Here is a 14,627-nt window from a genome sequence, read left to right as displayed (position 1 = left end):
ACGCCTCAGGGCCGGCGGCTGACCCAGCCGGCGAGTTCGTTCTCGATCACCGCCAGCAGCGCCGTGATATGGTCGTCGCGGTCGTTGAGGCAGGGGATGTAGGTGAACGTCTCGCCTCCCGCCTCGATGAAGGCGTCGCGAATCTCCTCCTCGATCTCCTCCAGGGTCTCGACGCAGTCGGCGGAGAAGGCCGGCGAGATCACCGCGATATGCTTCTTCCCCTGACGGGCCAGCTCGGCCACGTGCTCCACGGTCTGGGGGCCGACCCACTCCTCGGGGCCGAACTGGGACTGAAAGGCGGTCTGGATCGCCTCGCCCTCCCAGCCCAGCGCCTCGCGCAGCAGCCGCGTGGTCTTCTGGCACTGACAGTGGTAGGGGTCGCCCTCCATCAGGAAGCGCTTGGGCACGCCGTGGTAGGAGGCCACCAGCACCTCCGGCGGGGTCTCGGCGGCGGCGTAGCCCTCGCGCACCGTGTTGGCCAGCGCCTCGATATAGCGCGGGTGCTCGAAGTAGGCGGGCACGGTGCGCAGGGCGGGCTGCCACTTGAGGGTCATCAGGGTACGGAAGGCGTGGTCGTTGGCGGTGGCGGTGGTGGGCGAGGCGTACTGGGGGTAGAGCGGGAAGAAGAGGATCTTCTCGCAGCCCGCCGCCTGCATCCGCTTGAGCACGCTGTCGGTGGAGGGGTTGCCGTAGCGCATGCAGAAGTCGACCATCACCTGGCCCCCGAACAGCGCCTCGAGCCCCTCGGCCACCTTGCGGGTCTGCTCCCGGGTCGTGGTCAAAAGCGGGCTCTCGTCCTTCTCGGTGTTCCAGATGCTCCGATAGGCCTCGCCGGACTTGAAGGGGCGCCGCGAGAGGATGATCAGCTGCAGCAGCGGCTGCCACTTCCAGCTCGGGTAGTCGACCACCCGCTTGTCGGAGAGGAACTCGCTGAGGTAGCGGCGCATCGACCAATAGTCTGTGGCATCCGGGGTGCCCAGGTTGGCCAGCACCACCCCCACCCGGGCACGCGGCACCGGCGGGTGGTCGCTGGGCGCATGGGCCAGGCGACCCTCGCCGGGACGGTCCATGGCCGCGCTGGCCGAATCCTTGGTCTCAGTGCTCATGGGCGGGCTCCTTGATCGATGCACACGAAGTGATGAGATGCGGCTAGTGTATCAGGCCGCTCGCCGCGCGGGGCATCAAGTTGTACTATCGACAATATTTGTACAGCTTCAGGTGAGTCCATGCCCCGCCCCCTGGTACTGCTCCTCGGCGACCAGCTGAGTCTGGATCTGCCCAGCCTGCGCGACCTGCCCGGCGATGCGGTGGTGGCGCTGTGCGAGGTGGCCGCCGAGGGCACCTACGTGCCCCATCATCCCCAGAAGATCGCCCTGATCCTGGCCGCCATGCGCCACTTTGCGGGCGAACTGCGCGAACGCGGATTCCGGGTTCACTACAGCGCCCTGGACGACCCCGACAACCTGCAGGCGCTGATTCCGGAGGCCGAACGCCTGGCCGCCCTCTACGGCTGCGATGAGATCCGCGCGGTGCGCCCGGGGGAGTGGCGGCTCTGGCAGGCGATGAAGGAGCGGGAGACCGCCGCCCTGCCCTGGCGCCTGCTGGAGGATGACCGCTTCTATACCACCCCGGACGAGTTCGCCGCCTGGTCGGCGGGCCGCAAGTCGCTGCGCCTGGAATACTTCTATCGCGAGCAGCGCCGCCGCACCGGCCTCTTGATGGAGGGCGATGCGCCCGCCGGGGGGGCGCTGGAACTACGATCACGACAACCGCGAGCCGGTGGACACCGGTCTGGTGGTCCCCGAGCCGCCACGCCACGGTCGCGATGCCACCACCGAGGCGGTGTTCGCCCTGGTCGCCGAGCACTTCGGCGAGCACTTCGGCCGCCTCGAGGGCTTCCACTGGCCGGTGACGCGGCGCCAGGCGCTGGTCGACCTGCGCCACTTCCTCGCCCAGCTGCTGCCGGACTTCGGCCGCTACCAGGACGCCATCAGCGACGCCCAGCCCTTCCTGTTTCACTCGCGGCTCGCCGCGGCGCTCAATATCGGCCTGCTCTCCCCCCGGGAGGTTTGCGAGGCCGCCGAGCGCGAGTACCTCGAGGGGCGCGCGCCTCTCAACTCGGCGGAGGGCTTCATTCGCCAGATCCTGGGCTGGCGGGAGTATGTGCGCGGTCTCTACTGGACGCGCATGCCCGCCTACAAGCGCGGCAACGCCCTGGGGGCGAGCCAGGCGCTGCCCGCCTGCTACTGGAACGGCGACACCGAACTGCGCTGCCTGCGCCGGGCCATCGAGATGACCCGCGACAACGCCTACGCCCACCACATCCAGCGACTGATGGTGACCGGCAACGTCGCGCTGCTCTGCGATGTCTCCCCCGAGGCGCTCTGCGACTGGTACCTGGCGGTCTACGCCGACGCCTGCGAGTGGGTGGAGCTGCCCAACGTGCTGGGCATGGTGCTGCACGCCGACGGCGGCCTGATGGGCTCCAAGCCCTACTGCGCCTCGGGCAGGTACATCGACCGCATGTCGGACCACTGTCGCCACTGCCGCTTCGACCCGAAGCGGGTGACCGGCGAGGGCGCCTGCCCCCTCAACAGCCTCTACTGGCGCTTCCTGGAGCGTCACGCCGAGACGCTCTCCGCCAACCCGCGCATGAAGCTGATCTACGGCTCGCTCCGGCGCATGAGCGACGACAAGCGGGCCGCCATCCGCGACCAGGCCGAACGCTTCCTGGCACGGCTGCCGCGCACGACGGCCTGGCACGCCGAGGCTGCAGGACAGCGCGCCCTCCACCTGGCCGGCTACGCAGCGGAACACACTCCCCGGGAGGAGAGCCCATGAGCCGACGCGACACCCTAGAGGCCCTCGCTCCGGTGACCCTCTACCACGACGGGCACTGCCCGCTCTGCCAGCGGGAGGTGGCCTGGCTGGCGCGCCACCCGCGGCGCGAGCGCGTGGCGCTGGTGGACATCCAGGCAGCGGAGTTCGATGCCGAGGCGCTGGGGCGCACCTTCGAGGCGATGATGGGCAGGCTGCACCTGCAGGACGCCGAGGGACGCTGGTTCATCGGCATGGACGCCAGCCGGGCGCTCTATGCGGTACTGGGCTACCGTCGGCTGGTCTGGCTCAGCTGCCTGCCAGGCGTGGCACCGCTGATGGATGCGGGGTACCGCTGGTTCGCCCGCCGCCTGGTGCGCCTGGGACGCTGGCTCGAGGGGCGGCGGAGGAAATGAAGGGGGAAAGGGGGGGAAGAGGGAGGCGGTGAGTGACCGGGCACCGCCGTGCGGCTCGCCGATAGCGCCGGCCGGCACCCGGCTCAGAACACCAGCGGCATGCGCGAGGTGAGCGGGTCGTGGTAGTGCGCCTCGCGGCCGATTACCTCGTCGTGGGGTACGTGCTGCACCAGGTAGGCGCGATGGATACCGGCACGCTTGAGCTCCAGGTAGACATCGTCCAGAGAGCGGTAGAGCACCGGCTTGCCCTGGCGGGTCAGCATATGGCGCTGGCCCTCGATATCTTCCAGTTCGACCTGGTAGAAGCGGCTGCCGGCGTGGCCGATGACGCGGATCTCGAAGTTGTCGTGATGGGCCGCGAAGGCCTTGAGGTCCTTGAATTCCATGGTTCCCTCCAGGGAGATCTTGTGGTTGCAGTGTCACGCAGTCTAGCGCCTGCAGATGACGCCATGGTGACGACTGGGTGTCGAGGCTATGACCCTCGACACCCCGGAGGGTTCCGCAAGTGACTGATTACAGGCTATTGGTAGCTGGAGGGATCGATGGCCTTGCCGAGCGAGTTGCGGTCGATCCACTTGCCCGCCTTGGTCTCCTTGTAACGGAACACCACGCTGTCGCCGACCTGCACCGGCAGTTCGGCGTCCTCGGTCTGGTAGCTGTAGGCCTCGCCCTCCACCACCAGGTGGTAGCGATAGAGGTCGGGCATGCCCAGCCACTCCTTGAAGGGGCCTTCACGCTCCAGGGACTGGAGCTCGCCGCGCGCCTGTAGCTTGGGGGTGCGCTGCCGATTGCCGCGCCGAAATCCGCCTGCCATGCTGCCTCCTCGATTCTCTCTGCCCGGCTCGATGTGCCCGGGCCTGGGGGGTTGGCATTATACGGCCCCGCTCGCCGGGCTCAAGCCGGGCGCCTCGGCCTACTCGCCGAAGGTGTCGCCGTAGCTGTCCGGGGCCAGGTCCTCGAAGCGGGTGTACTTGCCGATGAAGGCCATGTGCACCGTGCCGATGGGGCCGTTACGCTGCTTGCCGATGATCAGCTCGGCGAGCCCCTGGTTGTCGGGGTTGTCCGGGTTGTAGACCTCGTCGCGATAGACGAAGGCGATCACGTCGGCGTCCTGCTCGATGGCGCCCGATTCCCGCAGGTCCGACATCACCGGCCGCTTGTTGGGGCGCTGCTCCAGGGAGCGGTTGAGCTGGGAGAGCGCCACCACCGGGCAGCCGAACTCCTTGGCCATGCCCTTGAGCGAGCGGGAGATCTCGGAGATCTCGCCGGTGCGGTTCTCGGAGAAGCCGGGGATCTGCATCAGCTGCAGGTAGTCGATCATCACCAGGCCGATGTTGCCGTGCTCGCGCACCACCCGCCGGATACGCGAGCGCATCTCGTTGGGCGAGAGCGCCGCGGTGTCGTCGATGAACAGCTGCTTGTCCTTGAGCAGGTTGACCGCCGAGGTGAGCCGCGGCCAGTCCTCGTCCTCCAGCTGGCCGGTACGCACCCGGGTCTGGTCGATGCGCCCCAGCGACGAGAGCATGCGCAGCATCAGCGACTCGGCGGGCATCTCCATGGAGAAGACCATCACCGGGCGGTCGCTGGCGATCACCGCGTGCTCCACCAGGTTCATGGCGAAGGTGGTGTTGTGGACGCAGACATCCTCGGCAACGAAGTTGTGGGTCCCCTCTACGGTCAGGTCATAGACCTGCTGAAGTCCCAGGGGCGTGATCTCGACGATCTCGTCCCAGTAGAGGTCCGAGTCGGCCAGGTTCGCCAGGTACTCATCCTCCAGCACCGCCGCGAGCTCCGCCGCGCGCGCCCGTGACAGGCAGCGTTCGCTGCCGCCACTGAAGTGCAGGTTGCCGCCCTCCGGCAGCTGGCGGCCGGCCGCCTCGAACAGGCGGCGCCAGGAGCGCTCACCCTTGATCGCCTTGACATAGCGATTGACAGAGCGCGGCAGGCTGTCGCGATTGCTATGACGGCGCTTGCCCGCCAGGCAGGACACGACATCGGCAAGCCGACACTCCTTCCCGAAGATCCCAATCTCGCCGGCAAAGGTCTCGAGGCTTGAGCGATCGAGAATCTCCAGCTCCCAGGGCAAGCAGGAAGGGCTGGCCTGGGCGTGAGGCTTCTCACGCACCTTGGCCAGGATACCGAAGCGCAGCAGCAGGTGCTGCACCTCCCGGATCATCTCGCGACTGGAGGAGGCATAGCTGATCCTGGCCTGGCCGTTGGCCTGCACGAAGGCGCTGCCGTCGCAGGCGAAGAGCCGGTTGAGGAACAGTGCCAGCAGCGGTTTCTCGAGCCGAAATACGCCGGCTGGTATCCGCTTTCCAGTGGCCTTTATCCCCCACACCCCGTGGGCCTCCAGGAAGCGCCGCATCGGGCTGCTGGCATTCTTCGACGCACGGGCGTAGTCGCCCACTTCGAGCTCGGCCGGCGGAACCTCCAGTAAGTGGCATAGCCGTCCGAACGTCGCCTCGGCGGGCATGGCCCGACCCTGGCACCAGCCGCTGACCGCCGCCTTGCTGACGTTGAGCGCACCCGCCAGCGCCTCCCCACTCATCCCGGCCCGAGCCAGCGCCCCTCGAAGCGCCTTGCCGAAGGCCTGGCGCGCTGTCACCAGAGCCTCGGGCTCACGGCTCACACGCAGCGCCGGCGTGCGCCCGCCGCTCTCCACCGGCCGACACACCAGACCGGGAAAGGCCGCCACCGCCTCGGCGAACTCCTCGCGCAGGCGCGGGTCGGCATTGGTGAAGAGCGCATTGGTCTGAGTCGTGCCGCCGTCCGCGATCATGTAGGCCAGCACCTTCACCTGATGCTCAGGCAGGCGCTCCTGGCCGAAGACCGGCAGACGCCTCGGCACGGCAACGCGCTCCCCTACCGCGAGGCGCTCCAGGGGCTGCCAGCCCTCGCCCGTCAAGAAGGGGTGCGTAAGGGTCGTGCAGATCTCGCGACCCAGCGCCGTGCGAACCCGGAAGACGGGCTTGAGCCCATCATCCACGAAGGCGCTGGCGCACGCCGGCACCAGGCGAAAGTCATCGCTCAGGGAGAACAGGTCGGCCTGTTGACGGGCCACCAGCTCATCGATGGTCACCAGCGCCCCGCTTCCCGGATCCACCAGCCGAGAGCCGGCCATGATGCACTTGCCCATGGAGGGCCGCCCCGCGATGATCACCAGGTCCGAGGGCTGCAGGCCCGAGGTCATCTCGTCCAGGTCGCGGAAGCCGGTGGAGAGCCCGGTCATCTCCCCCTTCATGTTGAAGAGCTCGTCGATGCGATCCACCGCCTTGGCGAGCAGCTCGCTCATGCCGATGGGCCCGCCCGACTTGGGGCGCTCCTCGCTGATCTGGAACACCAGCCGCTCGGCTTCGTCGACCAGCTCGTCCGCCGGCCGCCCCTGGGGGCTGAAGGCGCCGTCGGCGATCTGGCTGGCGGCGCGGATCAGCTTGCGCAGGGTGGCGCGCTCGCGAACGATATCGGCGTAAGCGCGGATGTTGCTGGCCGAGGGCGTGTTGCGGGCCAGCTCGGCGAGGTAGGCGAGCCCCCCCACGGTATCGAGCTGGTCGCGCCCCTCGAGCGCCTCGGAGAGGGTCACCACGTCCAGCGGGCGGGCCGCCTCGGCCAGCCCCGCCATGACGTTGAAGATCAGCCGGTGCTCGTAGCGGTAGAAGTCGTCGGCCACCAGACGGTCGGCGACGTTGTCCCATGCCTGATTGTCGAGCATCAGGCCACCCAGCACCGACTGCTCCGCCTCCAGCGAGTGGGGCGGCACCTTGAGGGCGGCGGTTTCCTTGTCGTGCTCGAGGAGCTCGTTCATGGCGAGGGGCACCTGGGTAACGCGGGGAGCTCATTCTACCCCAGGCCGCTGGCTCTGCCAGCGGCCGAAAAAGACGCAGGGGCGCGAGGATCTCTCCTCGCGCCCCTGGTGTCGCCCCGCAGGGCGATGGCGGGCCGGTGTTACTCGGCCACGACCACCACGCGCACGGTGGCGTCGACTTCCGCATGCAGCTGCAGGTGGATGTCGTATTCGCCGGTGGCGCGGATCGGGCCTTCCGGCATCTTCACTTCGCTCTTGGCCACATCGAAGCCGGCAGAGGCGATGGCCTCGGCCAGGTCGCGGGGACCGATGGAGCCGAACAGCTTGCCCTCGTCGCCGGCCTTGGCGACCAGGGAGAGTTCGATCTCGTTGAGCTGGGCGGCACGCGCTTCGGCCTCGGCCTTGCGCTCGGCGGCCTGGGCCTCGAGCTCGGCGCGCTGGGCCTGGAAGGCCTCGATGTTGTCCTTGGTGGCCGGCACGGCAAGGCCGTAGGGCACCAGGTAGTTACGGCCGTAGCCAGGCTTGACGGTGACCTGGTCGCCCAGGCCGCCGAGCTTGCCGATATTGTCGAGCAGAATGACTTCCATCTCGTTAACCTCTTGTCAGTTGCGGCTGGCCAGGCGCCCGCGGATATCCGCGAAGACGTCGATGAAGGCCAGCAGCAGCACAATCAGAATCATGGGCCAGGTGGTGATCAGCAGCACATAGAAGAGGATCAGCCACAGCCCGTTCATCCCTTTCAGTCCGATATAGCCGTGTACCAGCGCGATGCCGGCGACCAGCAGCGGGATCCACAGCAGCATGCCCAGGCCAACGAGGCCCATCACGCCGCCGACCACCCCGAGCACCACCAGCACGGCGAGCTCGCGGGGCGTCAGGCGCAGAGCGTGGAACTCCTCGCGGAAGCCCCCGGGGTTGTATAGCCCCGCCTGCCAACTGCGCGCCAGGGCCAGGCAGGCCACGGCGGCGACCAGCACCACGAGCCCGGTGATGCCACCGATCAGCATCCCGGCCAGCTGCTCGGTATCGAGCCCCTGGCTGGTCAACTCGCTGAGCAGGCGCTCCACCTCGGGCGAACCCTGGCGAAGCTGCTCCAGCATGGGGCCGGCCCCGCCCGGGGGCAGGAAGACGCCGAGCTGGATCATCCCCGCGCCGACCAGGGCGCCGGTGATCAGCGCCTCGCTCCAGCGCATGCGGGAGCGCAGCACGACCGCCATCAGGGTGACCAGCAGCACGCTGGTCAACGGGATGACGTCGCCCTGTGCCCACCACCACCCGGCCGGCACGCCGGCCGCCACGATCACCGGCAGCGCCGCCGACAGGCCGCGACGCAGGGTGACCAGGGCCGCGATGGCGGCCCCCAGCCAGAACAGCCAGGGGATGAGCGTTGCGAGGGCGGCCCCGCCGACGGCGTAGGGCGTGCCCCGCATCATCCAGCGGGCGATCGCGAGCATCACGCCAGGCGCTTACTGGTGGCTATCGGTGTAGGGCAGCAGGGCCAGGTAGCGGGCGCGCTTGACGGCGGTGGCCAGCTGGCGCTGATAGCGAGCCTTGGTCCCGGTGATACGGCTGGGAACGATCTTGCCGGTCTCGGTGATATAGGCCTTGAGGGTGTCCAGATCCTTGTAATCGATCTGCTTCACGCCTTCGGCGGTGAAACGACAGAACTTGCGGCGACGGAAAAAGCGTGCCATGTGAAGACTCCTTCAGCGGTACGATGGGTGAGATCAGGCGGTTGCGGCGCGGGGCTTCTCGTCGCGGGGCTTCTCGTCACGGTCGTCGCGACGCGCGCGCTTCTCTTCCACCGGCTTCATCATCGGCGACGCTTCGGTAATCGCTTCCTTGCAGCGAACCACCAGGCTACGCAGGATGGCGTCGTTGAAGCGGAAGATGTTCTCGATCTCGTCGAGGGTCTCGCCTTCGCACTCGACGTTCATCAGCACGTAGTGGGCCTTGTGGATCTTGTTGATCGGGTAGGCCAGGTGACGACGGCCCCAATCCTCGAGACGATGCACGGTGCCGCCGTTTTCGGTGACGAGGCTGGTGTAGCGCTCGACCATGGCGGGAACCTGCTCGCTCTGGTCCGGGTGGACCATGAACACGATTTCATAGTGACGCATGGAATCTCCTTGCGGTTTGGCAGCTTCCGCGGGAGACCTGAGCTCCGGGGAAGCAAGGAGGTGATAACGGAAAAACACGAGCGCCCGCTCGATGGACGAACGGGCGCAGGTATTCTAGGGAGTGCGGGGCGATATAGCAAGCGGCGGCGCGTCAGCCACGACGCTGGCGCACCGCCTCGAACAGGCAGATGCCGGCCGCCACCGAGACGTTGAGGCTCGACACGCTGCCGACCATGGGCAGCTTGACCAGCTGGTCGCAGCCCTCCCGGGTGAGGCGGCGCATCCCCTTTCCCTCGGCGCCCATCACCAGGGCGGTGGGGCCGGCAAAGTCGGCTTCAAAGACCAGCGCCTCGGCCTCCCCGGCGGTGCCGGTGATCCAGACGCCGAGCTCCTTGAGCCTGGCCAGGGCACGGGCCAGGTTGGTGACCTGGTAGACCGGCACGCTCTCGGCGGCGCCACAGGCCACCTTGCGCACCGTGGCATTGAGCGGCGCCGCCTTGTCCTTGGGCACGATCACGCCGTGCACCCCGGCGGCATCGGCGCTGCGCAGACAGGCCCCGAAGTTGTGCACGTCGGTGACGCCATCCAGCACCAGCAGCAGCGGCGGCTCCTCCCGAGACCAGGCCTCGAGGCGGAACCACAGCTCCGCCTCGCCGGCGAAGGCCAGCGGGGTGGCGAAGGCGACGATGCCCTGGTGGGCCGCCCCCTGGGCCAGCCGGTCCAGGTCGTCGCGAGGGCGGGCCTGGATGCGGGCGCCGCGACCGACGGCCGCCTCCACCAGCTCGGCGAGGCGGCCGCCGGCGCTACCCTCCTGGACCCACAGCTCCCGGGGCGCTTCGCCGCGCTCGAGCAGGGCCCGCACCGCGTGCACGCCGAACACGGCCTCCAGCCCCCCGGGTGTGCCGGAGTTGCCGCCGGCGGGGCGGCGGGATCGCTTCTGTTTCATCGCATTCATCCACTCAGGGAAACGAGCAGGGGCGCCGGCGGCAGGCCGCCGGCGCCCCTCGCGGACAGGACTCGCTCAGCGGCGCGAGCGGCGGCGGCGGCCGCCCCCACGCTTCTTGCCGGCGCCCTCCTCCCCCCGGGCCGCCGGGCCGGCATCCGCCGCGGCCGGCTTGCCGCCGACCCGGGCGTGCCCCTTGTCCGGGGCCTCATCGCCCTTGCCACGGCGTCGCGGCGCACGCTTGGGGCGCGGCTTGTCGTCGGCCAGGGCGAAGTCGATCTTGCGATCGTTGAGGTCGACCCGCGCCACCTGAACGCTGACGCCATCGCCCAGCCGGTAGCTCATGCCGCTGCGCTCGCCCTTGAGGCGGTGCTTCTCCGGCTCATAGTGGTAGTAGTCGGAGGGCAGCGAGGTGACATGCACCAGGCCCTCGACATAGACCTCGTCGAGGCGCACGAAGATGCCGAACTGGGTGACCGAGGCGATGGTGCCGTCGAACACATCGCCGAGCTTGTCGGACATGAACTCACACTTGAGCCAGTCCTCGACGTCGCGGGTGGCATCGTCGGCGCGCCGCTCGGTCATGGAGCAGTGCTCGCCGAGCTCGAGCATCTGCTCGAAGGTGTAGGGGCACCACTTGCTGGGCGGCTCCACCTTGGCGTCATCGGCACGCAGCACCGTGTTGGTCTGACGCGGGCCGCGGATCACCGAGCGGATGGCGCGGTGCACCAGCAGGTCGGGATAGCGGCGGATCGGCGAGGTGAAGTGGGCATAGGCCGGGTAGGCCAGGCCGAAGTGCCCCTCGTTCTGGGGCGAGTAGACCGCCTGGCTCATGGAGCGCAGCATCACCGTCTGGATGACGTCAGCGTCCGGCCGGCCGCGAATCGCCTCGGCCAGGTCACGGTAGTGCTGGGGAGTCGGCTCGTCGCCGCCACCCACCGAGAGCCCGAGCTCGGCGAGGAACAGCCGCAGCTTGTCGAGGCGCTCCGGCGAGGGGCGCTCGTGGATGCGATAGAGGGCCGGCAGGTCGTGCTTGTCGAGGAAACGCGCCGTGGCCACGTTGGCCGCCAGCATACACTCCTCGATGATCTTGTGGGCGTCGTTGCGGCTGCGCGGCACGATCTTCTCGATCTTGCGCTCTTCGTTGAAGACGATGGCGGTCTCGGTGGTCTCGAAGTCGATGGCCCCGCGGGCCTCCCTCGCCTCGCGCAGCACCCGGTAGAGGGCGTGCAGGTTCTTGAGCGAGGGCACCAGCTCCCGGTACTCCTCGCGCAGCGCATCCCCTGCGGAATCGTCCTCGTCGAGGATCGCCGCCACCTTGTTGTAGGTGAGGCGCGCATGGGACTGGAACACCGCCTCATAGAAACGGTAGCGGCTGATGGTGCCGCTCTGGGAGATGTTCATCTCGCAGACCAGCGCCAGGCGGTCGACGGCCGGGTTGAGCGAACAGAGCCCGTTGGAGAGCAGCTCCGGCAGCATCGGCACCACCTGCCCCGGGAAGTAGACCGAGTTGCCGCGGCGAATCGCCTCCTGGTCCAGGGCACTGCCCGGACGCACGTAGTGGGAGACGTCGGCGATGGCCACCAGCAGCTTCCAGCTGCCGGACTTGGTCTTCCAGGCGCAGACCGCGTCGTCGAAGTCCTTGGCGCTCTCGTCGTCGATGGTGACCAGCGGCACGTCGCGCAGGTCGATGCGGTGGTGCTTGTCCGCGTCCACCACCTCGGCGGACATGCCGGCGATCTGGTCGTGGACCTCCGGCGGGAACTCGGCAGGAATCTCGTAGCTGCGGATGGCGATATCGATCTCCATCCCGGGATCCATTCGCTCGCCGAGCACCTCGACCACTTCGCCCACCGGCTGCACCCGGGTCTCGGGCTGCTGGACGATCCTTGCCGAGATCACCTGGCCATCCTTCGCCCCGCCGCAGGCGCTGTGCGGGATGATCACCTCCTGGGTGATGCGGGGGTTCTCCGGGATCAGCACCCCGAACTCGGGCGTGTTCTCGCGGTAGACGCCGACGATGGTCTGGGTGTTGTGGGAGAGTACCTCGGCGATGGTCGCCTCGTCGCGGCCACGGCGGTCGCGACCGCTGATGCGCGCCAGCACGTAGTCGCCGTGAAAGACCCGGCGCATCTGGCGCGGCGGCAGCACCAGATCCGGCTTCTTGCCATCCTCGCGGATCAGGAAGCCGAAGCCGTCACGGTGGCCGAGCACCTTACCGCGGATCAGGTCGAGCTTGTCGATCAGCGCATAGGCACCGGCGCGGTTGCGCAGCACCTGGCCATCACGCTCCATGGCGGCCAGGCGGCGGCGGACCGCCTCCTCGAGGTCCTCGTCATCGAGGCCCAGCAGGCGGCTCATCTTCTCGTGGGTGATCGGCTTGCCATACTCCTCGAGCCGGGCGAGCAGGTACTCGCGGCTGGGAGCAGGATTGTCGTACTTGTGGGCCTCGCGGCTGGCGTGCGGGTCGTCGCTGAGCGTCCAGTGGGTCATGCGGAGAGCATCCTTGGCAGGGTCGGGGACGGCAGGAAGGAGAAGGCGCACGAGCGCCGCGGGCATGGAATCTTGCTGATAGGGTCTATTGTCATGGCCGCAGTATAGCGCTGCGGGCGCCACCACCCAACCTCGGCATGCCGCCAGGCCCCGGCACGGTGGCGAAAGGCGTCGCGAAAAAAACCCGCGAAGCGCTCCCGGCCCTCTTGCAATGGCGATGGAATCGGGTAACATACGCGTCGCTTGCCCAGATGGCGGAATTGGTAGACGCGCTAGCTTCAGGTGCTAGTGTCCGTAAGGACGTGGAGGTTCAAGTCCTCTTCTGGGCACCATCGCTCCCTCGGGATCGATGATCGGGAGTCCGCTCCCCTGCTCTTTATCAGCTCGACTCGCTCGTGTTCGCCCAGGTGGCGGAATTGGTAGACGCGCTAGCTTCAGGTGCTAGTGTCCGTAAGGACGTGGAGGTTCAAGTCCTCTCCTGGGCACCATCCTTCGGGAAACCCGCGAACACGACGAGATGCATGATGCGCCCAGGTGGCGGAATTGGTAGACGCGCTAGCTTCAGGTGCTAGTATCCTTACGGATGTGGAGGTTCAAGTCCTCTCCTGGGCACCACTTCATATCGCTTCATGCCGACTGATCCAGACAAGAGCACCCAGCAGGAGCATCCCTGCAAGACCAGCACAAGAAGCCGCGACCGAGATCGCGGCTTTTTTGTGCCTGTCCGCTACGCCCGCCCCGTCAGAAGCGACCCGGCCGGCGCGCCACCTCCTCCAGGGCCCAGCCGCGGGTCACCACCTCCCCCTCCAGCGCCTCGGCGACCGGTTCGGGCAGGTTGGGAAAGAAGTTGAGCCCGGTACGCGCCTCGATCTCGTCCACGCTCACCAGGTAGTCGTCCAGCGGCTCATCCCCACGCACCTCCTGGGGCATGATGAAGGCCAGCACGCGCGGCTCCTCCCCCGGCACAGCAATGATCTTGTAGAAGGCCTCGGGAATCTCCACGAAGCCCACCCGGTTGAGCACGTTGTCGAGAAAGCGCTCCGGAAAGACCGGCCCGGTGATTACCTGCACCTCGCCGAAGCGCGGCACGAAGTGGTCGATCACCACCTCCTCCAGGCGCTGCCACAGCCGCCGATTGAGATCCGGACGCTGAGGCGACATGTTGCTCATGGTGAAGGTGTCGCGCTGGGCATCCGGCCCGTGCACCACAGCGATGGCATAGTTGGGCGCCATATGGCCGCGGTCGTAGCCGCTGCCGGCGTAGTGGTCGGTACCGATCGGCCAGAGGGTGCGCCAGTCGCGCTGAAAGTTCGGCCGCGGCCCCGCCGCGGGGTCATCGACGGCATACAGGCGATAGCTGACCCACAGCGGATTGACCCGCACATCGGACCAGCCCACCAGAAACCCCTCGTTGCGCAGCACCCGATGCAGGCTTGCGGGCGTGGGGCTCTGCCACTCGGGCACCCCCATCCAGACCAGTTGGTCGCGCACCTGGCGCTCCTGGCCATACCAGAGGCCGGAGGTGACCAGCACGAACACCAGGGTGATACCGAAGCGGCGCACCTGGCGGCGCCAGCGCGGGAGGGGGGAACGACGACGACTCATCCTTGAAGCGGCTTCCAGCGGAGGGGAACGAACGAGCCACCAGGTGGGCGGACGGCAAGGCCGCCCGACCGATGCCGGCGGCCGGAGGGGGTGGCGCGAAGGACTACCAGCCCAGCGAGAACATGGTCTCCAGGTCGTGTCGGGAGTGCACCTGCATGGCGTTGAGGGTCTCGGTGTCGCGGATGCCCTCCACGGCGTTCAGCCGCTCGGTGACCAGCTCCGCCAGGCTCTCGAAGTCGCGGGTGCGGGCGATGGCCACCAGATCGTAGCGCCCGCAGGTGGAGTAGACCTCGCTGATCCCCTCCACGTCGGCCAGGCGCTCGGCCACGGCCTTGACCTGGCCCTTCTCGGCATTGATCAGGATCACGGCATTCTGCATCGGGCACTCTCCCTGCGAAGGCCCCGCGGGGCCTGGTGGTTGTCCGGCC

At 68.0% G+C, this 14,627-nt stretch carries 13 protein-coding genes, 3 tRNA genes and 1 pseudogene; 5 read left to right on the top strand and 12 right to left on the bottom strand.

Translation table 11 applies throughout. The features are described 5' to 3' along the window. Window positions 1–5: 5 nt before the first annotated feature. The gene (gene hemH / locus HIR79_RS05440) at window positions 6–1,106 is read right to left on the bottom strand and encodes a ferrochelatase (protein ID WP_249322257.1); all 1,101 of its coding nucleotides are present in this window, start codon (window positions 1,104–1,106) and stop codon (window positions 6–8) included. 120 nt (window positions 1,107–1,226) lie between these two features. Here hemH and HIR79_RS05435 point away from each other — a divergent pair. Beyond that, window positions 1,227–2,841 (top strand): annotated as a pseudogene (locus HIR79_RS05435) (cryptochrome/photolyase family protein). Next, window positions 2,838–3,233: a thiol-disulfide oxidoreductase DCC family protein gene (locus HIR79_RS05430; RefSeq protein WP_169957544.1), complete on the top strand. Its 396-nt coding sequence runs from the start codon at window positions 2,838–2,840 to the stop codon at window positions 3,231–3,233. Before HIR79_RS05435 ends, HIR79_RS05430 begins: the two are co-directional and overlap by 4 nt. A gap of 83 nt (window positions 3,234–3,316) precedes the next feature. Here HIR79_RS05430 and HIR79_RS05425 read toward each other — a convergent pair whose 3' ends face one another. The 9 genes from HIR79_RS05425 to rnr form a co-directional block, all read right to left on the bottom strand. Next, complete coding sequence (locus HIR79_RS05425) at window positions 3,317–3,619, bottom strand: DUF6482 family protein (protein WP_119021956.1); 303 nt, start codon at window positions 3,617–3,619, stop codon at window positions 3,317–3,319. A 134-nt stretch (window positions 3,620–3,753) separates the two neighbouring features. Beyond that, window positions 3,754–4,047 carry a hypothetical protein gene (locus HIR79_RS05420; protein ID WP_110068501.1) on the bottom strand — a complete coding sequence of 98 codons (294 nt, stop codon included), beginning with the start codon at window positions 4,045–4,047 and terminating at the stop codon, window positions 3,754–3,756. 99 nt (window positions 4,048–4,146) lie between these two features. Continuing rightward, entirely contained in the window at window positions 4,147–7,038 is a 2,892-nt protein-coding gene (dnaB, locus tag HIR79_RS05415; protein WP_169957543.1) for a replicative DNA helicase, read from the bottom strand. Window positions 7,039–7,178: 140 nt separating this feature from the next. After that, window positions 7,179–7,625, bottom strand: a complete 447-nt coding sequence (gene rplI, locus HIR79_RS05410; RefSeq protein ID WP_169957542.1) for a 50S ribosomal protein L9 — start codon at window positions 7,623–7,625, stop codon at window positions 7,179–7,181. A gap of 15 nt (window positions 7,626–7,640) precedes the next feature. Further along, window positions 7,641–8,492 (bottom strand): hypothetical protein, encoded by an 852-nt coding sequence (locus HIR79_RS05405; protein WP_169959476.1) that lies wholly within the window; start codon window positions 8,490–8,492, stop codon window positions 7,641–7,643. A 12-nt stretch (window positions 8,493–8,504) separates the two neighbouring features. Further along, complete coding sequence (rpsR, locus tag HIR79_RS05400) at window positions 8,505–8,732, bottom strand: 30S ribosomal protein S18 (protein ID WP_023004506.1); 228 nt, start codon at window positions 8,730–8,732, stop codon at window positions 8,505–8,507. Between the two features lie 33 nt (window positions 8,733–8,765). Continuing rightward, window positions 8,766–9,158, bottom strand: a complete 393-nt coding sequence (rpsF, locus tag HIR79_RS05395; protein ID WP_169957541.1) for a 30S ribosomal protein S6 — start codon at window positions 9,156–9,158, stop codon at window positions 8,766–8,768. 151 nt (window positions 9,159–9,309) lie between these two features. Beyond that, window positions 9,310–10,104, bottom strand: a complete 795-nt coding sequence (rlmB, locus tag HIR79_RS05390) for a 23S rRNA (guanosine(2251)-2'-O)-methyltransferase RlmB (protein ID WP_169957540.1) — start codon at window positions 10,102–10,104, stop codon at window positions 9,310–9,312. 75 nt (window positions 10,105–10,179) lie between these two features. Then, complete coding sequence (gene rnr, locus HIR79_RS05385; RefSeq protein ID WP_169957539.1) at window positions 10,180–12,594, bottom strand: ribonuclease R; 2,415 nt, start codon at window positions 12,592–12,594, stop codon at window positions 10,180–10,182. Between the two features lie 245 nt (window positions 12,595–12,839). On the opposite strand from rnr, the gene HIR79_RS05380 reads away from it, so the two are divergent. The 3 genes from HIR79_RS05380 (at window position 12,840) to HIR79_RS05370 (ending at window position 13,209) form a co-directional block, all read left to right on the top strand. Continuing rightward, window positions 12,840–12,926: transfer RNA gene (locus tag HIR79_RS05380), tRNA-Leu, on the top strand. A 69-nt stretch (window positions 12,927–12,995) separates the two neighbouring features. Beyond that, a tRNA-Leu gene (locus HIR79_RS05375) sits at window positions 12,996–13,082 on the top strand. Between the two features lie 40 nt (window positions 13,083–13,122). Beyond that, window positions 13,123–13,209, top strand: a tRNA-Leu gene (locus HIR79_RS05370). A gap of 126 nt (window positions 13,210–13,335) precedes the next feature. Here HIR79_RS05370 and HIR79_RS05365 read toward each other — a convergent pair. Both HIR79_RS05365 and HIR79_RS05360 read right to left on the bottom strand, forming a co-directional pair. Then, complete coding sequence (locus HIR79_RS05365; RefSeq protein ID WP_169957538.1) at window positions 13,336–14,199, bottom strand: DNA/RNA non-specific endonuclease; 864 nt, start codon at window positions 14,197–14,199, stop codon at window positions 13,336–13,338. 103 nt (window positions 14,200–14,302) lie between these two features. Then, window positions 14,303–14,578 (bottom strand): Lrp/AsnC family transcriptional regulator, encoded by a 276-nt coding sequence (locus HIR79_RS05360; protein ID WP_110068493.1) that lies wholly within the window; start codon window positions 14,576–14,578, stop codon window positions 14,303–14,305. Window positions 14,579–14,627 lie beyond the last annotated feature (49 nt).

The sequence above is a fragment of the Halomonas sp. PGE1 genome (assembly GCF_013000985.1).
Lineage (GTDB): Bacteria > Pseudomonadota > Gammaproteobacteria > Pseudomonadales > Halomonadaceae > Halomonas > Halomonas alkalicola.
This window is presented reverse-complemented; position numbering and strand designations above follow the sequence as displayed.